The 19,453-nt window shown below is 63.9% G+C and carries 22 protein-coding genes; 7 read left to right on the top strand and 15 right to left on the bottom strand.

Annotated features, from left to right (window positions below):
* Positions 1–180 (top strand): hypothetical protein (locus N7650_RS23540; RefSeq protein WP_279900237.1); only part of this gene is annotated, 180 nt, incomplete at its 5' end.
* Between the two features lie 555 nt (positions 181–735).
* Here N7650_RS23540 and N7650_RS23535 read toward each other — a convergent pair.
* The 3 genes from N7650_RS23535 to N7650_RS23525 form a co-directional block, all read right to left on the bottom strand.
* A complete protein-coding gene (locus N7650_RS23535) occupies positions 736–978 on the bottom strand; it encodes a hypothetical protein (RefSeq protein WP_279900236.1) in 243 nt (80 codons plus the stop codon).
* A 299-nt stretch (positions 979–1,277) separates the two neighbouring features.
* Positions 1,278–2,135: a diaminopimelate epimerase gene (gene dapF, locus N7650_RS23530; RefSeq protein WP_279900239.1), complete on the bottom strand. Its 858-nt coding sequence runs from the start codon at positions 2,133–2,135 to the stop codon at positions 1,278–1,280.
* Positions 2,136–2,343: 208 nt separating this feature from the next.
* Positions 2,344–3,096, bottom strand: a complete 753-nt coding sequence (locus tag N7650_RS23525; RefSeq protein ID WP_279900235.1) for an SDR family oxidoreductase — start codon at positions 3,094–3,096, stop codon at positions 2,344–2,346.
* A gap of 101 nt (positions 3,097–3,197) precedes the next feature.
* Between N7650_RS23525 and N7650_RS23520 the strand changes: the two genes are divergently transcribed.
* The gene (locus N7650_RS23520) at positions 3,198–4,115 is read left to right on the top strand and encodes a LysR family transcriptional regulator (RefSeq protein WP_279900234.1); all 918 of its coding nucleotides are present in this window, start codon (positions 3,198–3,200) and stop codon (positions 4,113–4,115) included.
* Positions 4,116–4,170: 55 nt separating this feature from the next.
* Here the strand turns inward: N7650_RS23520 and N7650_RS23515 are convergent, their stop codons facing one another.
* Positions 4,171–4,536: a hypothetical protein gene (locus tag N7650_RS23515; RefSeq protein ID WP_279900233.1), complete on the bottom strand. Its 366-nt coding sequence runs from the start codon at positions 4,534–4,536 to the stop codon at positions 4,171–4,173.
* Positions 4,537–4,640: 104 nt separating this feature from the next.
* Positions 4,641–5,018: a helix-turn-helix domain-containing protein gene (locus N7650_RS23510; RefSeq protein ID WP_009396192.1), complete on the bottom strand. Its 378-nt coding sequence runs from the start codon at positions 5,016–5,018 to the stop codon at positions 4,641–4,643.
* Positions 5,019–5,103: 85 nt separating this feature from the next.
* Between N7650_RS23510 and N7650_RS23505 the strand changes: the two genes are divergently transcribed.
* The 4 genes from N7650_RS23505 (at position 5,104) to recR (ending at position 8,940) form a co-directional block, all read left to right on the top strand.
* Positions 5,104–5,565 carry a DUF2938 domain-containing protein gene (locus N7650_RS23505; RefSeq protein ID WP_279900232.1) on the top strand — a complete coding sequence of 154 codons (462 nt, stop codon included), beginning with the start codon at positions 5,104–5,106 and terminating at the stop codon, positions 5,563–5,565.
* A gap of 256 nt (positions 5,566–5,821) precedes the next feature.
* Positions 5,822–7,855 (top strand): DNA polymerase III subunit gamma/tau, encoded by a 2,034-nt coding sequence (gene dnaX / locus N7650_RS23500; protein ID WP_279900231.1) that lies wholly within the window; start codon positions 5,822–5,824, stop codon positions 7,853–7,855.
* Positions 7,856–7,915: 60 nt separating this feature from the next.
* Complete coding sequence (locus N7650_RS23495; protein ID WP_009396198.1) at positions 7,916–8,242, top strand: YbaB/EbfC family nucleoid-associated protein; 327 nt, start codon at positions 7,916–7,918, stop codon at positions 8,240–8,242.
* Positions 8,243–8,337: 95 nt separating this feature from the next.
* On the top strand, positions 8,338–8,940 hold the full coding sequence (recR, locus tag N7650_RS23490) for a recombination mediator RecR (protein WP_009396200.1): 603 nt from the start codon (positions 8,338–8,340) through the stop codon (positions 8,938–8,940).
* A 111-nt stretch (positions 8,941–9,051) separates the two neighbouring features.
* Here the strand turns inward: recR and N7650_RS23485 are convergent, their stop codons facing one another.
* Both N7650_RS23485 and fnrA read right to left on the bottom strand, forming a co-directional pair.
* On the bottom strand, positions 9,052–9,600 hold the full coding sequence (locus N7650_RS23485) for an adenine phosphoribosyltransferase (RefSeq protein WP_009396202.1): 549 nt from the start codon (positions 9,598–9,600) through the stop codon (positions 9,052–9,054).
* Between the two features lie 56 nt (positions 9,601–9,656).
* Positions 9,657–10,391, bottom strand: coding sequence for a Crp/Fnr family transcriptional regulator FnrA (gene fnrA, locus N7650_RS23480; RefSeq protein ID WP_009396203.1), 735 nt, complete (start codon positions 10,389–10,391; stop codon positions 9,657–9,659).
* 157 nt (positions 10,392–10,548) lie between these two features.
* On the opposite strand from fnrA, the gene N7650_RS23475 reads away from it, so the two are divergent.
* Positions 10,549–11,004 (top strand): hypothetical protein, encoded by a 456-nt coding sequence (locus N7650_RS23475; RefSeq protein WP_279900230.1) that lies wholly within the window; start codon positions 10,549–10,551, stop codon positions 11,002–11,004.
* Here the strand turns inward: N7650_RS23475 and hemN are convergent.
* The 8 genes from hemN to N7650_RS23435 all read right to left on the bottom strand — a co-directional run bounded on the left by hemN (position 11,001) and on the right by N7650_RS23435 (position 19,449).
* Positions 11,001–12,383, bottom strand: coding sequence for an oxygen-independent coproporphyrinogen III oxidase (hemN, locus tag N7650_RS23470; protein WP_279900229.1), 1,383 nt, complete (start codon positions 12,381–12,383; stop codon positions 11,001–11,003). The genes N7650_RS23475 and hemN overlap by 4 nt on opposite strands.
* Positions 12,384–12,465: 82 nt before the next feature.
* On the bottom strand, positions 12,466–13,149 hold the full coding sequence (locus N7650_RS23465; protein WP_009396206.1) for a sulfite exporter TauE/SafE family protein: 684 nt from the start codon (positions 13,147–13,149) through the stop codon (positions 12,466–12,468).
* A complete protein-coding gene (ccoS, locus tag N7650_RS23460; protein ID WP_009396207.1) occupies positions 13,142–13,357 on the bottom strand; it encodes a cbb3-type cytochrome oxidase assembly protein CcoS in 216 nt (71 codons plus the stop codon). The genes N7650_RS23465 and ccoS overlap by 8 nt, the downstream gene beginning before the upstream one ends.
* A 9-nt stretch (positions 13,358–13,366) precedes the next feature.
* The gene (locus N7650_RS23455; protein WP_279900228.1) at positions 13,367–15,820 is read right to left on the bottom strand and encodes a heavy metal translocating P-type ATPase; all 2,454 of its coding nucleotides are present in this window, start codon (positions 15,818–15,820) and stop codon (positions 13,367–13,369) included.
* 114 nt (positions 15,821–15,934) lie between these two features.
* On the bottom strand, positions 15,935–16,474 hold the full coding sequence (locus N7650_RS23450; protein ID WP_009396215.1) for a FixH family protein: 540 nt from the start codon (positions 16,472–16,474) through the stop codon (positions 15,935–15,937).
* Positions 16,475–16,486: 12 nt separating this feature from the next.
* Positions 16,487–17,905 carry a cytochrome c oxidase accessory protein CcoG gene (gene ccoG, locus N7650_RS23445; protein WP_064301845.1) on the bottom strand — a complete coding sequence of 473 codons (1,419 nt, stop codon included), beginning with the start codon at positions 17,903–17,905 and terminating at the stop codon, positions 16,487–16,489.
* A 369-nt stretch (positions 17,906–18,274) separates the two neighbouring features.
* Positions 18,275–19,255, bottom strand: a complete 981-nt coding sequence (ccoP, locus tag N7650_RS23440) for a cytochrome-c oxidase, cbb3-type subunit III (protein WP_009396217.1) — start codon at positions 19,253–19,255, stop codon at positions 18,275–18,277.
* Positions 19,252–19,449 (bottom strand): CcoQ/FixQ family Cbb3-type cytochrome c oxidase assembly chaperone, encoded by a 198-nt coding sequence (locus N7650_RS23435; RefSeq protein ID WP_009396218.1) that lies wholly within the window; start codon positions 19,447–19,449, stop codon positions 19,252–19,254. The genes ccoP and N7650_RS23435 overlap by 4 nt, the downstream gene beginning before the upstream one ends.
* Positions 19,450–19,453: the final 4 nt, after the last annotated feature.

Here is a 19,453-nt window from a genome sequence, read left to right as displayed (position 1 = left end):
GTTGTGTTCAACGACAGATGCAGAGTAGGTTGGGATTTCCAAGAGCGCAACGGCTTTACAGGGCAGAAAAGCATGCTTGGGAAATTGCCTACAATGGTGTCGGAAATGTACGAGGTTTCAGCGCCGAATGCGACATTTTGGGTAGGAAGGATAGGAGAGTTTCGGTCCAGCTCGGATTAGTTCAAAATCCCGCAAATACAAACGCTGAGGCCCTTTTCATATTGCTACCGTCCAAGGCGAAGCCGCCACCTAAAGCGCCAACGCCTTGGAACTCATCATACTCATCAACGAATCACTGAGCGTTTCCCTATGTCTCGTATTAGGTGGGTCGGGCAAGTAGACGCTCCTGAGTATCGCTCCATTGGGATGTTCCGCCGCACTCTTATTGGCTTCTTCGTGAGACAGCCCAGGACCGACGCAGAGCGTAGTCGGTGGAACGGGAGCGAGCTTTTAAATGGTGAATTTCCATGTTGGTGGATGGATACGCCACTGATCGCTGCTAAACGAAGGGTGGCGACTGTGCGTGGGTTAGCAGACCGGAACATGGAAACCGGCGCACCTGAAGGTGCCCACACGCACAGCCGCCATGGCAGGAGTGCTGCTGCGCCCACATTACGGACTGCTATCCGTGTCGTCGATGAGCGAAGACCGACGCAGACTGACCGAAATGAGGACGGCGTAAAGTGATTGTTTTGTTGTGCAAGAAGGCCGCGAAGCTTGGCTCCGGGGCCTTTTTCATACCGCTACCGTCAGTGGCGACGCGGCCACTGCAAGCGCCAGCAACGCCTTGGAAATCCTCATGTTCAGCAACGCATCACTGAGCATTTCCCGATGCCGTACATCGGGCGGGTCGGGCAGATAGGCAGCCCTGAGTATCGCTCTGTTGAGATGTTCTGTAGCCCGCTTGATGGCTTCTTCATGAGAGAGCCCAGGACCTACGCAAAGAGTGGGTGGTGGATCGGGAACAAGCTTTTTCATCGTATTTCCTCAAGTAGTGAAGCGATTGAAAACCTGCTGTCAAACAGGAGGGTGGCAACTGTGCGCGGGTTGACAGACCAGGACTTGAGGACAACCTGGCGCGCACGAAGGCGCCCACACGCACAGCCGCCATAACGACTAGCGATCCTCAAGAAACCCGGCCTGTCACAACCGGTCGTTGTGTTCAACGACCGAAGCAGACTAGGTGCGGATTTCCAGGAGCGCAACGACTGATAGGGCGGAAAAGTATGCTTGGGAAATTGCCTACAAGAAAGTCGGAAATCGAGGAAGTTTTGCCGCTAAATGCGACATTTTTTACCGATGCAAATCAGCCCGGGATGTGAGCGATTCAAAAAGCCCTCCGCCAGTTTCCCGAAGAACAACATTTCCACCGGGCCAGTCAGCACCACGGCGCCAGCCCCATCCCACTGAACCGTGACACTCCCGCCATCACATTCGACTTGGACCACGTCATCCAGCAACCCACGGCGAATGCCATTCACCGCAGCGCCACATGAGCAGGAACCTGAACCCTGGGGCACACCTCCGCCTCGCTCCCAGATACGCAGGCGGATGTGCTGTCGGTTGATGACCTGGACGAAGTGCACATTCGTCCTGGCGGGAAACAGCAGGTTCTTTTCCAGCGCTGGCCCAACGGCGGCAACGTCCACCGCCGCCAGGTCATCCACGAAGTAGGTGCAGTGCGGGTTGCCCATGCTTACGGCGGCGGGATTGCCGGCAATGGGCAGAGAGGCGGTGTCCAGTTCTCGCGCCAAAGGGATTTCGGCCCAGTCGAGCATCGGTTGCCCCATGCTGACCGAGATTTCGCCGGTGGCGGTTCGCACGCAGGTGAGGCGGCCCCGGTTGGTTCGCAAGATTACGGATGAGGTGTCGCTTTCGCGCATGAGGATATCGGCGGCACCGCGGGTTGCGCTTCCGCAGGTGTCCAGGGGGGAGCCGTCGGCATTCCAGAACAGCACCTGCGCATCGGCATCATCACAGGCACGCAGTAGCGCCAGCTGATTGAAGCCGACACCCCGGTTGCGGTCCCCCATTTTGCGGGCGAGGTGTTCGGTGATCGGGACTTGGGCGGTTCTGGCGTCGACGATTACAAAGTCGTCGCCGTTGGCGTGCATCTTGTAAAAACTCAGCGGCATGCGCTGAACCTGCATCAAGAGGGAGGAAAACTCGGAAAAAGCATCGTTGATGTCAGTTAGTCGGTGCAAGTCGCTTTGCTTGGCGGGCAACGTACCGCTGCCGTCCTCGCTTGAAATAACAAAGGGGTAGATCCATTTGCCGGCAGGACTGCGCAGCGGTAATGGATCTGCCCCTTTTCGTGCTTGTAAAGATGAAGCGCCCTCAAGATCAGATTTGCGCCTGGCCACCATCGACGAACAGTTCTGCCCCATTCACAAAGCTGGCATCGCTGGACGCCAGGAACAGTGCGGCCTTGGCGATTTCTTCCGGTTCGCCGACGCGACCCAGCGGGATCTGCGAAGCCAGGTAGTCCAGCAGGCCTTGCTGTTGCGCAGCATCGGGGCCGGCGAGTTCCACCAGGCCCGGGGTACGGGTGGCACCCGGGCTGATGGTATTGACCCGAACATTCCGGTCTTTCAGATCCAGAATCCAGTTGCGGGCAAAGGCTCGTACGGCGGCCTTGGACGCCGCGTACACGCTGAACGCCGGGGTGCCGGAACTGCCTGCGGTGGAACCGGTGAGGATCACCGAGGCATTTTGTGCCAATAGCGGCAGCGCCTGCTGCACGGTGAACAGCGTGCCCTTGACGTTGCGGTCGAAGGTGTCGTGGTAGTGCGCCTCGGTGATCTCGCCCAGCGGCAGCATCGAGCCGCCACCGGCATTGGCGAACAGCACGTCGATGCGGCCGTGTTGCGCTTTTATCCTCTGGTAGAACGCGTCCAGTTGCTCCACCTTCGAGGAGTCGACCTGCACGCCGGTCGCGTTGCCGATCAGCGCCACGGCGGCGTCCAGTTCCGCCTGGCGACGGCCCGTGATGTAGACGGTTGCGCCTTCGCTGGCGAAGAGCCTTGCGGTGGCCAGGCCGATGCCGCTGGTGCCACCGGTGACGATTGCGATTTTGCCTTCAAGCTTGCCGTTCATGATGCTTCTCCAAGAGGGTGTTTGTTTCGGTGGGAGAAGCGTATCGACGATCAGATAAAACCAAAATAGAATCGTTTGAAACTCATCGTTGCAGAATTGAAATGAGCAAACTTCCGGATTTTGAAGGCCTGGCCATGTTCGCCAAGGTGGCGGAAGAAGGGTCGTTCGCGGCGGCGGCGCGGGTCATGGGCGTCTCGGTGCCGACGGTGTCACGTGCGGTTGCCCGCCTCGAAGAGCGCTTGGGCGGGCGGCTGTTCAACCGCACGTCACGGCAACTGTCGTTGACCGAGTTCGGGCATGGCATGGTCGGCAAGGCGAGCGAGATCTATCGACAGGCCGAGGAGGTCGAAGGGCAGGCCATGGAGCTGTCGGTGCAACCCCGTGGGCAGGTGCGGCTGGCGGTGCCGATGTCGTTCGGGTTGCGTTGGGTGGCGCCATTGCTGCCGAAATTGATCCGCCAGTACCCCGGGCTGTCCATCGACCTGCATCTCTCCGATGCCTCGGTGGACCTGGTTGCAGAAGGTTTCGACGCGGCACTGCGGATTGCCGCGTTGTCCGATTCCTCCTTGGTAGCCAGGCGCCTCTGCGCCGTCACGCAGGTGCTGGTGGCGGCGCCGGCCTATCTGCAGCGGCACGGTCGTCCGCAACATCCAACGGATCTGGCTGATGCCCCCTGTCTTAGCTATGCCTACCGCGCCCGGAGCCAGGTGTGGCGCTTTACTGACGCCTCGGGGACGGAAGAAGACGTGTTGCCCACAGGGCCGCTGCGGGTCACCAACTCCGATGCGCTGTTGCCGGTCTTGCTCGAAGGGCTCGCCATCGCGGAACTGCCCGAGTTCATCGCCAGCGAGTACCTGGCCGATGGGCGTCTGGAGCGAATCCTTCCGCAGTGGAGCATGACGCGGGGAGGGTTGTACTTCGTCACGCCGTCTGCACGGACGCGGCCAGCGAAGATCAGGGCGCTGTCCGACTTTTTCCATGAGCATCTTTCCGCGCCTGCCTGGCGTTGCGCGGAGTAAAACGAGGGGGCCGGTTTTCAGTTGAGCAGCACGGCAAGCCGGACCGTTTCCCTTTTCAGAGCGGAGAGGCAGGTAGAAGCTTGCCGAATTGCAGAATTCGCTCCGCAGTAAGCACGCCCATCATGATCAGGGTGAGAAACGTCAGGCTGCACAGCACCAGTGGCAACTTGGTAAGCGCAAACCGAATGCCTCCGAGAACACCGGGATACTGCTTCAGGTACGCCTTGGCGATTCGGCGATAAGCGCCGCCCGAGAGAAACGCCCAAAGGAAGAACAAGGCCGTGATGATCATGGCGAAAGGTCGTGGGTCCTGGAATTGCAGGCAGGTCAGGCCGGCACTGATCGCGAACAGCGAGCCGATGTCCTGGGAGGAGCGGAAATAGCGTTCGGCGATGGCTTCGTCATCGGACTTGAAGATCATGCGGGGTCCTTTTCAAGCGTCTTTGGTGGACGGTGTTCAATGGCTGACGAAGCGTATTTAGCCTTTGCACCAGGTGCAACCGGCTGCCGGCGGCGAAGCTTCGCTCAGCGCCTGAGCAACGACACCTTCATCAACCGCCGAAACGTCGGACACGCCAGGTGATCCTTCTCCGGACACTGCGCCGCATGCCGCAGCCCCTTGCTCATCGCCTGCAAGCGCTTGACCTGCGCATCGATCTCGTCGGCCCTGGCCACCAGCATGTGCCGGTCCACCTGCAGGTCCACCAGCATCGCGCCCACCTCATCCAGGGAAAAACCCGCCGCCTGGCCCAGGGCGATCAGGGCCAGGCGGTCTTCCACGTCCGCCGCGAACTGGCGCCGCTGGCCGTGGCCGGCGAGGGACTGGAGCAGGCCGATCTTCTGGTAGTAACGCAGCGTCGAGGCCGGTACTCCGGTGCGTTTGGCGACGTCGGCAATGTCCATTGGCGAACCCTTGACTTGAAGTTGACTTCAACTTCTATCCTGCGCGGCATGTTTCGATTTCGTCAACGTGCCGAGGGGATTTGCCATGTTTTCCATTGTGTTGATCGGGGTGGGTGCCACGCTGGTCATGGACCTGTGGACGCTGTTGCTCAAGCGGCTTGGGGTCGCCACCCTGAATTACGCCATGCTCGGGCGCTGGGCCGGGCATCTGTTGAAGGGGTGCGTGCATCATCAGGGGATTGCCAGGAGTGAACCTGTGGCCCACGAGCTGGCCTGGGGCTGGGTGCTGCATTATGCGATAGGGTTGCTGTTCGCGGCCGGGTTGGTGGGGCTGGTGGGAGAAGGCTGGTTGCGCCAGCCGACACTGGCTCCGGCCTTGCTCTTCGGGATTGCGACGGTGCTGGCGCCGTGGTGCGTGATGCAGCCGGCGATGGGGGCGGGGTTCTTTGCCAGTAAAACGCCGACGCCGTGGCGGAACCGGGGGCGGAGTTTGATGACGCATGTGGTGTTTGGCTGTGGGCTGTTCCTGGCAGCATGCCTTCTCTAAAGCACACCGCGAACCCTGTGGGAGCTGGCTTGCCAGCGATTGCAGTAGTGAATTCACCATCGCAATCGCTGGCAAGCCAGCTCCCACAGGGTACGCGTCGTGCTTTGGAAACTGTTCTCTGCGCGACAGCCCAGCCTGAAAGGCCGGGCGGACTCCCACAGGGTTCGTGGCGCGAATGAATGGCAGGATGCAATTTTGCCCCCGCTCCGCTAGCATTAGCGGTCTCTCCCCGCTCGTTCAGGTTGCGACGTTTTTCATGAGTTATCAGGTCCTTGCACGTAAATGGCGTCCGCGCTCGTTCCGCGAAATGGTCGGCCAGACCCACGTGCTCAAGGCCTTGATCAACGCACTCGATAACCAGCGCCTGCACCATGCCTATCTGTTCACCGGCACCCGCGGGGTCGGCAAGACCACCATCGCGCGGATCATCGCCAAGTGCGTGAACTGCGAAACCGGCATCACCTCGACCCCCTGCGGTACCTGCTCGGTGTGCCGGGAGATCGACGAGGGCCGTTTCGTCGACCTGATCGAGATCGACGCCGCGAGCCGGACCAAGGTCGAGGACACCCGCGAACTGCTGGATAACGTGCAGTACGCGCCGAGCCGCGGGCGCTTCAAGGTCTACCTGATCGACGAAGTGCACATGCTTTCCAGCCATTCCTTCAACGCCCTGCTGAAGACCCTGGAAGAGCCGCCGCCCTACGTCAAGTTCATCCTGGCCACCACCGACCCGCAGAAACTGCCGGCGACCATCCTGTCCCGCTGCCTGCAGTTCTCCCTGAAGAACATGACCCCCGAACGGGTGGTCGAGCACCTGAGCCATGTGCTCGGTGTGGAGAACGTGCCGTTCGAGGACGATGCCCTGTGGTTGCTCGGCCGCGCTGCCGACGGGTCGATGCGCGACGCCATGAGCCTGACCGACCAGGCCATCGCCTTTGGCGAGGGCAAGGTCCTGGCCGCCGATGTGCGGGCGATGCTCGGGACCCTCGATCATGGCCAGGTCTATGGCGTGCTCCAGGCCTTGTTGGAAGGCGATGCCCGGGCGCTGCTGGAGGCCGTGCGCCATCTGGCCGAGCAGGGGCCGGACTGGAACGGCGTGTTGTCGGAAATGCTCAACGTGCTGCACCGCGTGGCCATCGCCCAGGCGCTGCCGGAGGCGGTGGACAACGGCCAGGGCGACCGCGACAAGGTACTGGCGCTGGCCCAGGCCCTGCCGGCCGAGGATGTGCAGTTCTACTACCAGATGGGCCTGATCGGCCGGCGTGACCTGCCCCTGGCGCCGGATCCGCGTGGCGGCTTCGAGATGGTGTTGCTGCGCATGCTGGCGTTCCGTCCGGCCGACAGCGGCGATGCCCCGGGCACGACGCTAAAGCCAGTGGGGATCAGCCAGGCCACGACTGATTCCCCGGCACCGGTGGCCCCGGTTGCGATCGCCGCACCCGCCCCGGAGCCTGTCAGTGCTCCCGCTCCAGTCGTCGAGGCGGTGCCCGAGCCTGAGCCCGAGCCAGCGCCGCAACCCGAGCCGGAAGCCGAGCCCGTGGTCGCAGCCGAGCCCGAGCCGGAAATCGAGGAAGTTACCGACCTGCCCTGGGAAGACCCGATTCCCGAGTCTGTCGCTGCACCTGAACCCGAGCCAGCCCCGGCCCCTGTCGCCGCCGCGACGCCTGCCGCCCCGCGCGAAGAACCGCCCCACGACGACCAGGCCTACGCCCCCGCCGGCATGGATCGCGACGACGAGCCGCCGCCGGACGACGATTACTACATGGGCGAAGTGGACCCGGCCGGCTACAGCTACCTGGACGAACTGGCCACCGAGCACGCCGCCGAACTCAGCGCCGAGCCGGCCCCGGAGCCGGAACCCGAGCCCGCCGCGCAACCGGCCACGGGCCTGGCCTTGCAATGGCTGGAGCTGTTCCCGCACTTGCCGATTTCCGGCATGACCGGGAGCATCGCTGCCAACTGCACCCTGGTCAGCGCCGAAGGCGACAACTGGCTGCTGCACCTGGACCCGAACCACAGTGCCCTGTTCAACGCCACCCAGCAGCGCCGCCTGAACGAGGCGCTGAACCAGCACCTGGGCCGCACCCTGAACCTGAGCATCGAGCTGATCCGCCCCGAGCAGGAAACCCCGGCCCAGGCCGCGGCACGCAAGCGCGCCAACCGCCAGCGCGAGGCCGAGCAGTCGATCGAGAACGACCCGTTCATCCAGCAGATGATCCAGAAGTTCGGTGCCAGCGTGCGCCACGATACTATTGAACCTGTCGACGCCGTGGTGACCCAAGGCGAATAACCCCTATCCAGCGCCGCGCCCGGTGCGCGGTGAGTCATACAACTACCGAGGTGATTTCTCATGATGAAAGGTGGCATGGCCGGCCTGATGAAGCAGGCGCAGCAGATGCAGGAAAAGATGGCCAAGATGCAGGAAGAACTGGCCAACGCCGAAGTGACCGGTCAATCCGGCGCCGGCCTGGTCAGCGTGGTCATGACCGGTCGTCATGACGTCAAGCGCATCAGCCTGGACGACAGCCTGATGCAGGAAGACAAGGAAGTGCTGGAAGACCTGATCGCCGCCGCCGTGAACGACGCTGTGCGCAAGGTCGAGCAGAACAGCCAGGACAAGATGAGCGGCATGACCGCAGGCATGCAGTTGCCGCCTGGTTTCAAGATGCCGTTCTAAGACGGCATCCGCTTTACCCACGGTGGGAGCACGGCCCTAAGGTCGTCGCTCCCACTGTCGTTTCTCCCATTCGATGATTTGCCGGGCCTTTTACCATGAGCTTCAGTCCCCTGATTCGCCAGTTGATCGACGCCTTGCGCACCCTGCCGGGCGTGGGCCAGAAAACCGCCCAGCGCATGGCCTTGCAACTGCTGGAGCGCGACCGCAGCGGCGGTACGCGCCTGGCCGAGGCGTTGACCAAGGCCATGGAAGGGGTCGGCCATTGCCGCCAGTGCCGCACCCTGACCGAGCAGGAGTTGTGCCCGCAATGCGCTGATCCGCGCCGTGACGACACGCTGCTGTGCGTGGTGGAAGGGCCGATGGACGTCTACGCGGTGGAGCAGACCGGCTATCGCGGGCGTTATTTCGTGCTCAAGGGGCATCTGTCGCCGCTGGACGGCCTGGGGCCGGAGGCGATCGGGATTCCGCAGTTGATGGCGCGGATCGAGGAGCAGGGCACCTTTACCGAGGTGATCCTGGCGACCAACCCGACGGTGGAAGGCGAGGCGACGGCGCATTACATCGCCCAGTTGCTGGCGGACAAGGGCCTGGTGGCTTCGCGGATCGCCCATGGGGTACCGCTGGGCGGGGAACTGGAGCTGGTGGATGGCGGGACGCTGGCTCACTCGTTTGCCGGGCGTAAACCAATTTCCCTCTGAATCTTGTGTTGTTTTTCAGGGCCTCATCGCTGGCAAGCCAGCTCCCACAGGGGCCGCGTTGCCGCAGAACCTGTGGGAGCTGGCTTGCCAGCGATGAGGCCCTGAAGCCGATCAGTATTCGCTGAGCGAAAACTCGGTCAGGCAGAACGTCTCCACCTGCGCTTCGCGCAGCTTCTGCGAGCCGCCCAGCTCCGGCAGGTCGATGATCGCCGCCGCTTCATACACCGCAGCGCCCATTCGCCGCACCAGGCTTGCCGCCGCCAGCAAGGTCCCGCCAGTGGCGATCAGGTCGTCGAAGATCAGTACCTTGTCGCCTTCGCACAGGCTGTCGGCATGCACTTCCAGGAAGGCTTCGCCGTATTCGGTCTGGTAGCCCTGGCTGATCACATCGGCCGGCAGCTTGCCCTGCTTGCGGAACAGGATCAGCGGCTTGTTCAGTTCATGGGCGATGATCGAGCCGATCAGGAAACCACGAGCATCCATGGCGCCGATATGGCTGAAGTCGGCCTCGACATAACGCTCGATGAATTGGTCCATGACATGGCGCAGCCCGCGGGGCGACTGGAACAGCGGGGTGATGTCACGGAAGATCACGCCGGGCTTGGGGAAGTCCACGACCGGGCGGATGAGGGATTTGAGGTCAAAGCTGTCGCTGGGCATGGAACGGGTATCCTGGTGGGCAAAACGCTCGCCAGTATACCCGTTCGCGCGAGGAATCAGGCTTCCAGTGCGCCACCGGCCAGCGCGCAGAGCTGGATCGGGTCGAGGATGCGCACTTCCTTGCCTTCGGCCTCGATCAGGCCGTTCTGCTGGAAGCGGGTGAACACGCGGGATACGGTTTCCACCGCCAGGCCCAGGTAATTGCCGATTTCGTTGCGCGACATGCTCAGGCGGAACTGGTTGGCCGAATAACCCCGGGCGCGGAAGCGTGCGGAGAGGTTGACCAGGAAGGTGGCGATGCGTTCATCGGCGGTTTTCTTCGAGAGCAGCAGCATCATCTGCTGGTCGTCGCGAATCTCCCGGCTCATCACCCGCATCAACTGGCGACGCAATTGCGGCAGTTGCACCGAAAGCTCGTCCAGGCGCTCGAACGGAATCTCGCACACCGAGGTGGTTTCCTGGGCCTGGGCCGAGACCGGATAGGCCTCGGTGTCCATGCCGGACAGCCCGACCAGTTCGCTGGGCAGATGGAAGCCGGTGATCTGCTCTTCGCCGCCATCGCTGAGGCTGAAGGTTTTCAGGGCGCCGGAGCGCACCGCGTAGACAGAGCCGAAGTTGTCACCCTGCCGGAACAGAAACTCGCCTTTCTTCAGGGGTCGCCCGCGTTTGACGATTTCATCCAGTGCGTCCATGTCTTCCAGGTTCAGCGACAACGGCAGGCACAGGGGCGCCAGGCTGCAATCCTTGCAATGAGCCTGGTTGTGAGGGCGCAGTTTAACTGGCTCAGACATTTCATCGATCCTTGTGGGAAAGCACACATAGAATGCAAGGGTAACCCAGCCGGGCTACTGTAGGCCAGCTTGCTCTGTTTTGGTGCGCCTTCCGCTCAAGTTCGCGGCTTTGCCGCCGATAAAACGTCATGGATCTTTACCTCAGGCAGGCCACGCCATGCTGACCGTCGATATCAAGAGTTCTCGCCAGGCGATCCCCGCCAATCAGGCGCAAACCTCCGCCAAACAGGCTGAAGAGGCGCGCCAGAGCGGTTCCGCGCCGTCCGAGGGGATCAAGGTCGACCTGTCCCTCAAGGGCCTGGAAGTCGCCAGCAAACAGCAGGGCGACGCCGATATCGACGAAAGCGGGCTGCCCGAGTCCGTTCGTCAGTTGCTCAAGATGATCCGCAAACTGCAAAGGGAACTGGCCGAGGCCAACCGCCAGCTCCAGGCGTTGATGCGCGATCGTTCCCTCGATCCGGTTGAAATGCAGAAAAAGACTGCCGCCTTGCAGGCCCGGGTCAGCGCCTTGTCCGCATCCTTGAACACCGTCAATTTCGGGCTGGTCCGGGCCATGAGCCAGGCCGATCTGACACCGGACCAGGTCGGCAAGGCCATGAAGCTGCTGGTCTAGATCACCCGCGAGAAGCGCTGGCGGTTGGTCAGGTCCAGATACGCGTCGAACACCATGCACACCGAGCGCACCAGCAGGCGGCCGGCCGGCAGCACGCTGATGCCGTCGCTGCGCAGTTCGATCAGACCGTCCTTGGCCATCACTTTCAATGCCGGCCATAGCTCCTTGAAGTAGCCGTGGAAGTCGATGGTGAACGCCTGTTCGATACGCTCGAAATCCAGCTCGAAATGGCAGATCAGGTCCTGGATCACGGCCCGGCGCACGCGGTCGTCCTGGTTGCAGATCAGCCCGCGACGGGTCGCCAGTTGCGCGGCGTCGAGGGCGTTCTGGTAGTCGGCCAGGTCGCTGCTGTTCTGGCAGTACAGGTCGCCGATCTGGCTGATGGACGACACGCCCAGGCCGATCAGGTCGCAGTGGCCGTGGGTGGTGTAGCCCTGGAAATTGCGTTGCAGGGTGCCTTCTTCCTGGGCGATGGCCAGTTCGTCGTCGGGCAGGGCGAAATGGTCCATGCCGATGTAGCGGTAGCCGGCGCCGGTCAGTTGCTCGATGGTGCGATGGAGCATTTCCAGCTTGGCCGCCGGTGCCGGCAGGTCGCTGCTGTCGATGCGCCGCTGGGGCATGAAGCGCTCCGGCAGGTGGGCATAGTTGAACACCGAGAGGCGGTCGGGCTGCAGCTTGATCACTTCCTCGACGGTGCGGGCGAAGCCTTCCGGGGTCTGCTTGGGCAGGCCGTAGATCAGGTCGAGGTTGATCGAGCGGAATTGCAGGGTGCGCGCCGCTTCGATGATGGTGCGGGTCTGCTCCAGGCTCTGCAGGCGGTTGATCGCCCGCTGCACCGCCGGGTCGAGGTCCTGTACGCCGAGGCTGACGCGGTTGAAGCCCAGTTCGCGGAGCAGGCCCATGGTCGACCAGTCGGCCTCGCGCGGGTCGATCTCGATGCCGTAGTCGCCGGAATCATCGTCCAGCAGGTTGAAGTGCTGGCGCAGGTGGGCCATCAGTTCGCGCAGTTCAACATGGCTGAGGAAGGTCGGGGTGCCGCCGCCGAAGTGCAGCTGCTCCACGGTCTGTCCCGGGTCGAGGTGGCAGGCGATCAGCTGGATTTCCTGCTCCAGGCGTTGCAGGTAGGGCTGGGCGCGGGCGCGGTCCTTGGTGATGACCTTGTTGCAGGCGCAGTAGTAGCAGATGTTGGCGCAGAACGGCACATGAACGTACAGGGACAGCGGACGCGCCGCGCGACGGCTGTCGCGCAGGGCATGGAGCAGGTCGAAGGAGCCGATCTCGCTGTGCAGTTGCACTGCGGTCGGGTAGGAGGTGTAGCGCGGGCCGGCCAGATCGTAGCGGCGGATCAGGTCAGAGTCCCATTGGAGGGCGTCGTACATGGTGGCAGTCCCAGGAATTACGGCAGTGTCCGGAGTCTAGGGAGCGCCACGTACATCGGTGTTGATTTGCATCAAGCCCGCTTCAGTGGCCCATGAGCCAGTGCTGGTGCGGGCCGGGCAGGGTCCACAGGCCGAACAGGATCACCAGCAGGCCACCGGCGATGCGCACCCCGCGCTGGCGCAACAGGGCGTTGCTACGCTCGGCGACCAGGCCGGTGGCGAGCAGGACCGGCCAGGTGCCGACGCCGAACGCCAGCATCAGCAGGGCGCTGTTGATGGCGCTGCCCTGGCTGGCGGCCCAGAGCAGGGTGCTGTAGACCAGGCCGCAGGGCAGCCAGCCCCACAGGGCGCCCAGCAGCAGGGCGCGGGGCAGGCTGGAAACCGGCAGCAGGCGCGTCGCCACTGGCTGGATATGCCGCCACAGGCCACGCCCCAGGGCTTCCACCCGGGTCAGGCCGCTCCACCAGCCGGCCAGGTACAGGCCCATGGCGATCAACAACAGCGCGGCAAGCACGCGCATCGCCGTGGCCAGCGGGCTGCCGGCCAGGGCCCAGCCGGCCAGGCCCAGCAGCAGGCCGGCGCTGGCGTAGCTGAGCACGCGGCCCAGGTTGTAGGCGATCAGCAGGCGCAGGCGGCGGCCGCGCTGTTCGGGCGGGATGGCCAGGGTCAGTGCGCCCATCAGGCCGCCGCACATGCCCAGGCAATGGCCGCCGCCGAGCAGGCCGAGGATCAAGGCGGAGCCGAGCAGGGGCAGCAGTTCAACCACGGGCAGGCGGCTCCGGCTTGTCGTCCGTGGCGGTTTCCTCGCCTTTTACCGCAGCCTGGTGCTTGGGGTCCTGGTCATCGAACAGGATGCTGTGGGCCGGGCCGTCGAGGTCTTCGTACTGGCCGCTGTCCACCGCCCAGAAGAAGATGTACACGGCGATGCCGACCAGGACCAGGGCGGCGGGAATCATCACGTAGAGTGCGGGCATGGCAGTTCCTCAGGCGGGCGCGGCATGGGGCGCGGCGGGTGCGGGCTGCGCCGCCACGCTGCCGCGCAGCCGGGTCAGGCGCAGGGCATTGAGCACCACGATCAGCGAACTGACCGACATGCCGACCGCCGCCCACACCGGGGTAATCCAGCCGAGGGCGGCAAACGGCAGCATAAGGCCATTGTAGAGCGCGGCCCAGCACAGATTCTCGATGATGATCCGCCGGGTGCGGCGGGCCAGGACGAAGGCCTGCACCAGGCTGTCGAGGCGGTTGGACAGCAGCACCGCGTCGGCGCTGGTCTTGGCCAGGTCGGTGGCCGAGCCCATGGCGATGCTGATATCCGCCGCCGCCAGCACCGGCACGTCGTTGACCCCGTCGCCCAGCATCAGCACCTTGCGCCCTTCGGCCTGCAGGGCCTTGAGGCGCTGCAGCTTGTCGTCCGGGCGCAGGCCGCCGATGGCCTGGTCGATGTTCAGCTCGGCAGCGACGCTGGCGACCATCGGCGAACTGTCGCCGGACAGCAGCAGGGTTCGCCAGCCACGGGCGCGACAGGCGTCGAGCAGGTCGGCGGCGTCGTGGCGCAGGCGGTCGTCGAGGACGAACCAGGCCAGCGGGCCTTGCTGGTCACCGAGCAGCAGCCATTGGCCGGGTTCGTCGGGCATCGGCGGCACTGGCGCGCCGCTTGGCTCGCAACTGAAGGCAGCCTGGCCGATACGCAGCAGGCGGCCTTCGACCTGGCCTTCCAGGCCCAGGCCCGGGGTGCTTTGCACCGCTTCGGCCACTGCGGCGGTGCGGCCGAAAGCGCGGGCGATCGGGTGCTCGGAGCGGTTTTCCAGGGCAGCGGCCAGGCGCAGGCAGTGATCGGCATCGAACCCGGCCAGCGGGCGGATGGCGCGCAGGGTCAGGCGACCTTCGGTGAGGGTGCCGGTCTTGTCGAAGATGACTGTGTCGATCTGGTTCAGGCCTTCCAGCACATGGCCGCGGGTCAGCAGCAGGCCAAGGCGGTGCAGGGTGCCGGTGGCGGCGGTGAGGGCGGTCGGGGTGGCGAGGGACAGGGCGCAAGGGCAGGTCGCCACCAGCATCGCCAGGACGATCCAGAAGGCCCGCTCGGCGTCGATCTGCCACCACAGCAGGCCGATGCCGAGAGCGGCGACCAGGCTGAACAGCAGGAACCATTGCGAGGCGCGGTCGGCGATTTCCGCCAGGCGCGGTTTTTCCGACTGCGCCCGCTCCAGCAAGCGAACGATGGCGGAAAGCCGGGTGTCGTGGCCCAGGGCCTGGACCTCCACGGTCAGTACGCTTTCCACATTGAGGGTACCGGCGGTGACGCTGTCGCCGGTCTGCCGCGGGCGGGGCAGGTATTCGCCGGTAAGCAGGGATTCGTCGATGCTCGACTGGCCGTCGACGATGCGCCCGTCGGCCGGTATCACCGCGCCGGGCCGGACCTGCACGCGGTCGCCGATCTGCAGCTCGCGCAGCAGGATGCGCTCGCTGTTGCCGGCGGCATCCAGGCGCAGGCACGAGGCCGGCAGCAGGTTGACCAGTTGCGCGGTGGCCGCGGCGGTACGCTCGCGGGCGCGGCGCTCCAGGTAGCGACCAGCGAGCAGGAACAGGGCGAACATGCCCACCGCATCGAAATACAGCTCGCCGCTGCCGGTGATGGCGGTCCAGATCCCGGCGGCATAGGCCAGGCCGATGGCCAGCGACACCGAGACGTCCATGGTCAGGTGGCGGGTGCGCAGGTCGCGGGCGGCGCCACGGAAGAACGGCGCGCAACTGTAGAAAACGATGGGCGTGGTCAGGAACATCGCTACCCAGCGCAGGATGGTGTGCATTTCGGGGCTGAGGTCGATGTTGAATTCGGGCCAGGTGGCCATGGTGGCCATCATCGCCTGGAACCACAGCAGGCCGGCCACGCCGAGCTGGCGCAGGGCGGTACGATTTTCCCCGGCCAGTTGCTCGGCGGCGCGGTCGGGCTGGTAGGGGTGGGCGGCGTAGCCGATCCGGCGCAGTTCGGCGAGCAGGCTGGACAGTGGTAACTGACTGTCGGCCCAGCTCACCAGCAAGCGGTGATTGGACAGGTTCAGGCGTGCTTCGGCGACCCCGGGCAGGCTGCGCAGGCGTTTCTCGATCAGCCAGCCACAGGCGGCGCAGCTGATGCCTTCGACCAGCAGGGTGGCTTCGGCCAGCTCGCCTTCATGGCGGACGAAGGGTTGCTGGACATCGGCGCGGTCGTACAGGGCCAGTTCATCGGCCAACTGGCGGGGCAGGGCATCTGGATTGGCGCTGGCTTCGCTGCGGTGCTGGTAATAGCTCTCCAGCTTGCCGGCAACGATGGCCTCGGCCACCGCCTGGCAGCCGGGGCAGCAGAATGGCCGGGGTTCGCCGAGCACGATGGCGGTGAAGTGGCTGTCGGCGGGGACGGGCAGGGCGCAGTGATAGCAAGGCGTGGGGGTGGTCATGACTGTCTTATCGCAGGTCTTTCGGTGGTGAGCCCAATCGCTGGCAAGCCAGCTCCCACAGGGTTCTGTGGGAGCTGGCTTGCCAGCGATGAGGCCATTAGCAACAGCACAACTTCACTTGTCCAGGTGCTCGGCTCCCTTCAGCTCTTCATCGCCCAGCACCAGGGTCGCTCCATGGGCCACATCCTCTTCCTCGAACAACCGCCAGGTCTGCCCCTTTTCCGTCCCCAGCAGTTCAACGAAGCGCCGGCCTTCCACCTTGTCTTCCAGTTGCCCCAGGTACCGTCCCGGTTCGCTGCTCAGGGCCAGGGCGATCTTGCGGTCCTTCTCCGGCTGGGTGGGTGAGATCAGGTTCAGTTCCAGGGCCTGTGGCTGGCTGTCGCCGGTCAGGCGCAGTTCCACTTCACCGGTAACTTCGTCCAGGTGCACATTGGCCTTGAGCTTCAGGGTCTGCCCCAGCAACTCGCGGTCCAGCGAGCGGTTGATGCCCTTGCCGGCCTCGTAGTAGTTGTCGTTGACCAGGTTGTCCGGGTTGTTCACCGCGATGCTGACCATGGTCAGGCTCAGGGTCACCGAGGTGGCGAGGATGCCGATGATGATCCAAGGCCAGAGGTTCTTGTACCAGACGCTGTGAACGGTGTTCGTTGCAGGCATTGGCGTGCTCTCTTAACGGATTTGCGGGCCGATGAACCGGCTCTTGGCTTCGACTTCCGAAGCGCTGTCGTCGGCGTCCCGGAGAATGAAGGTGACTTCGTTGGTGGTCGACGGCAACTGCTCGGGCGAGACCGACAGCTGCACCGGCAGGCTGACGATGTCGCCGGCCGCGACGCGGATTTCCCTGGCCCCTTCGAGCCGCAGGTTCGGCAGGCCCTGGGCTTCGAGGACGTAGACGTGGTCGCGCTGGTCCTTGTTCATGACCTTCAGGCTGTACACGTTCTCGATCCAGCCCTGGGCGTTCTCGCGGTACAGCACGCGGTCCTTGCTGACGTCGAAGCCGACCAGCGGGCGCATGAGGAAGGCCGTGGCCAGCAGGCCGATCATCGCCAGCAGGACCACGAAGTAACCGATCAGCCGCGGGCGCAGCAGGTGGGTCTTCTGCCCGGACAGGTTGTGCTCGGTGGTGTAGCTGATCAGCCCGCGCGGGTAGTTCATCTTGTCCATGATGCTGTCGCAGGCGTCGATGCAGGCGGCACAACCGATGCACTCGATCTGCAGGCCGTCGCGGATGTCGATGCCGGTGGGGCAGACCTGGACGCACATGGTGCAGTCGATGCAGTCGCCGAGGCCCTTGGCCTTGTAGTCCACGTCCTTTTTACGCGGGCCACGGTTCTCGCCGCGACGCGGGTCGTAGGAAACGATCAGGGTGTCCTTGTCGAACATCACGCTCTGGAAGCGCGCGTAGGGGCACATGTACACGCACACCTGTTCGCGCAGCCAGCCGGCGTTGCCGTAGGTGGCCAGGGTGAAGAAACCGACCCAGAAATAGGACCAGCCGTCGGCCTGGCCGGTGAAGAAGTCCACCAGCAGCTCGCGGATCGGTGCGAAGTAGCCGACGAAGGTGATGCCGGTGACGAAGCCGATCAGCAGCCAGAGGCTGTGCTTGGCGAACTTGCGCAGGAACTTGTTGCCGCTCATCGGCGCCTTGTCCAGTTTCATGCGCTGGTTGCGGTCGCCTTCGGTGATCTTCTCGCACCACATGAAGATCCAGGTCCACACGCTTTGCGGGCAGGTGTAGCCGCACCAGACACGGCCGGCGAACACGGTGATGAAGAACAGGCCGAAGGCGGCGACGATGAGGATGCCGGAAAGGAGGATGAAGTCCTGGGGCCAGATGGTCGCGCCGAAGATGTAGAACTTGCGCTCCGGCAGGTCCCACCAGACGGCCTGGCGTCCGCCCCAGTCGAGCCATACGGTGCCGAAGTAGAGCAGGAACAGCAGGGCCCCGCCCGCCATGCGCAGGTTGCGGAAGATACCGGTGAAGGCCCGGGTGTAGATCTTCTCCCGGGCAGCGTAGAGGTCGACGCCAGTGTCTTTCTTGTTCTTGGCGGGCGGGGTGATGTCTTGTACAGGAATCTGCTTGCTCATCGTCTACAGTCCCACGGCAGTGGAAAAATGCCGCGGCCAGTGCATGCCGACCGCAGTCAGAAGTGTTGCTGCTCTGGCCCGCATCATACGCCTGTGCAGGGGCCCCGGGGCGCGGGTGCGACCTTAGGTCGCGTTGGTTTGCAGCTGGCAATGGTGTAATGGCGATGTCAATTGATGCAGGTCAACTGAGGGTGGTCTTTCGGGCCCTATCGCTGGCAAGCCAGCTCCCACAGGGGTCTGTGGTGCGACGCGGTCACTGTGGGAGCTGGCTTGCCAGCGATGAGGCCCGGAAGAACACCACTGCATCCATCTGCCAAGAAAAAAGGCCCCACCAGCCTGCACTGACGGGGCCTTGTCTACCGCCGGGCCTTACTGCGCCTCGGCCGGCTTTTCATCCTTGTGCGACAGGCTGTAGACATAGGCCGCCAGCAGGTGGACCTTGTCGTTGCCCTGGATTTCCTGCTGCGCCGGCATCTGGCCCTGGCGGCCATAACGGATGGTCTGCTGCAGCTGGGCGAAGCTCGAACCGTAGATGAACGCCTGCGGGTGGGTCAGGTTGGGTGCGCCCATCGCCGGGGTGCCTTTACCTTCCGGACCATGGCAGGCCACGCAGTTGGCGGCGAAGATCTTCTGCCCGTTGGCCGGGTCGGCCTTGGTGCCTTCCGGCAGGGTGCGGCCATCGAGCTTGGTCAGCACGTACGCGGCGACGTCCGCCACGCCCTGCTCGCCGATGACTTCGGCCCAGGCCGGCATCACGCCATGGCGACCGGCCATGATGGTCTGCTTGATGGTTTCCGGTTCGCCGCCCCAGCGCCAGTCGTTGTCGGTGAGGTTGGGGAAGCCGTAGGAACCCTTGGCGTCGGAGCCGTGGCAGACCGAGCAGTTCGAGGCGAACAGACGGCCGCCCATCTTCAGCGCTTGCGGATCCTTGGCCACTTCTTCGATTGGCATGGCGGCGAATTTGGCGAAGATCGGCCCGAACTTCGCATCGGCCCGGGCCATTTCCTTCTCCCACTCGTGCACGCCGGTCCAGCCGGCCTGGCCGTTGGCGAACTGCACTTGCTTCTCGGTATCCAGGTACTGGTAGCCCGGCAGGATGCCCTTCCAGTTGCCCAGGCCCGGGTACAGCGCCAGGTAGCCGAGGGCGAAGATGATGGTGCCGACGAACAGCATGAACCACCATTTCGGCAGCGGGTTGTCGTATTCCTCGATGCCGTCGAAGGAATGGCCGACGGTTTCTTCGGTGGTTTCGCTGCGCTGGCCCTTGCGGGTGGAGAGCAGCAGCCAGGTCAGGGCGAAGATGGTGCCCAGACTCAGAACGGTGACGTACAGACTCCAGAAGGTAGTCATTCGTTGTTACTCCTAGACGCTTTCTCTTGCGCTTGCTCGACGTGCTTGCTGGCCTCGGGATCATCCGCGAAGGGCAGCATGGTCGCTTCGTCGAACTCGGATTTGCGCCGAGAACTGAACACCCATAACGCCAGGCCCACGAAGGCCACCATCACCACGACGGTGCCCAGGCCACGAATCATCCCGATATCCATCGCA

Origin of the sequence: Pseudomonas sp. GD04058 (genome assembly GCF_029836855.1) — a bacterium.
GTDB lineage: Bacteria > Pseudomonadota > Gammaproteobacteria > Pseudomonadales > Pseudomonadaceae > Aquipseudomonas > Aquipseudomonas bharatica.
This window is presented reverse-complemented; position numbering and strand designations above follow the sequence as displayed.

Excerpts from the sequence above, each read along its gene's own strand:
- N7650_RS23535 (WP_279900236.1), bottom strand. The coding sequence starts at position 978 with ATGAAAAAGCTTGTTCCCGATCCACCACCCACTCTTTGCGTAGGTCCT.
- dapF (WP_279900239.1), bottom strand. The coding sequence starts at position 2,135 with ATGCCGCTGAGTTTTTACAAGATGCACGCCAACGGCGACGACTTTGTA.
- N7650_RS23525 (WP_279900235.1), bottom strand. The coding sequence starts at position 3,096 with ATGAACGGCAAGCTTGAAGGCAAAATCGCAATCGTCACCGGTGGCACC.
- N7650_RS23520 (WP_279900234.1), top strand. The coding sequence starts at position 3,198 with ATGAGCAAACTTCCGGATTTTGAAGGCCTGGCCATGTTCGCCAAGGTG.
- N7650_RS23515 (WP_279900233.1), bottom strand. The coding sequence starts at position 4,536 with ATGATCTTCAAGTCCGATGACGAAGCCATCGCCGAACGCTATTTCCGC.
- N7650_RS23510 (WP_009396192.1), bottom strand. The coding sequence starts at position 5,018 with ATGGACATTGCCGACGTCGCCAAACGCACCGGAGTACCGGCCTCGACG.
- N7650_RS23505 (WP_279900232.1), top strand. The coding sequence starts at position 5,104 with ATGTTTTCCATTGTGTTGATCGGGGTGGGTGCCACGCTGGTCATGGAC.
- dnaX (WP_279900231.1), top strand. The coding sequence starts at position 5,822 with ATGAGTTATCAGGTCCTTGCACGTAAATGGCGTCCGCGCTCGTTCCGC.
- N7650_RS23495 (WP_009396198.1), top strand. The coding sequence starts at position 7,916 with ATGATGAAAGGTGGCATGGCCGGCCTGATGAAGCAGGCGCAGCAGATG.
- recR (WP_009396200.1), top strand. The coding sequence starts at position 8,338 with ATGAGCTTCAGTCCCCTGATTCGCCAGTTGATCGACGCCTTGCGCACC.
- N7650_RS23485 (WP_009396202.1), bottom strand. The coding sequence starts at position 9,600 with ATGCCCAGCGACAGCTTTGACCTCAAATCCCTCATCCGCCCGGTCGTG.
- fnrA (WP_009396203.1), bottom strand. The coding sequence starts at position 10,391 with ATGTCTGAGCCAGTTAAACTGCGCCCTCACAACCAGGCTCATTGCAAG.
- N7650_RS23475 (WP_279900230.1), top strand. The coding sequence starts at position 10,549 with ATGCTGACCGTCGATATCAAGAGTTCTCGCCAGGCGATCCCCGCCAAT.
- hemN (WP_279900229.1), bottom strand. The coding sequence starts at position 12,383 with ATGTACGACGCCCTCCAATGGGACTCTGACCTGATCCGCCGCTACGAT.
- ccoS (WP_009396207.1), bottom strand. The coding sequence starts at position 13,357 with ATGCCCGCACTCTACGTGATGATTCCCGCCGCCCTGGTCCTGGTCGGC.
- N7650_RS23455 (WP_279900228.1), bottom strand. The coding sequence starts at position 15,820 with ATGACCACCCCCACGCCTTGCTATCACTGCGCCCTGCCCGTCCCCGCC.
- N7650_RS23450 (WP_009396215.1), bottom strand. The coding sequence starts at position 16,474 with ATGCCTGCAACGAACACCGTTCACAGCGTCTGGTACAAGAACCTCTGG.
- ccoG (WP_064301845.1), bottom strand. The coding sequence starts at position 17,905 with ATGAGCAAGCAGATTCCTGTACAAGACATCACCCCGCCCGCCAAGAAC.
- ccoP (WP_009396217.1), bottom strand. The coding sequence starts at position 19,255 with ATGACTACCTTCTGGAGTCTGTACGTCACCGTTCTGAGTCTGGGCACC.
- N7650_RS23435 (WP_009396218.1), bottom strand. The coding sequence starts at position 19,449 with ATGGATATCGGGATGATTCGTGGCCTGGGCACCGTCGTGGTGATGGTG.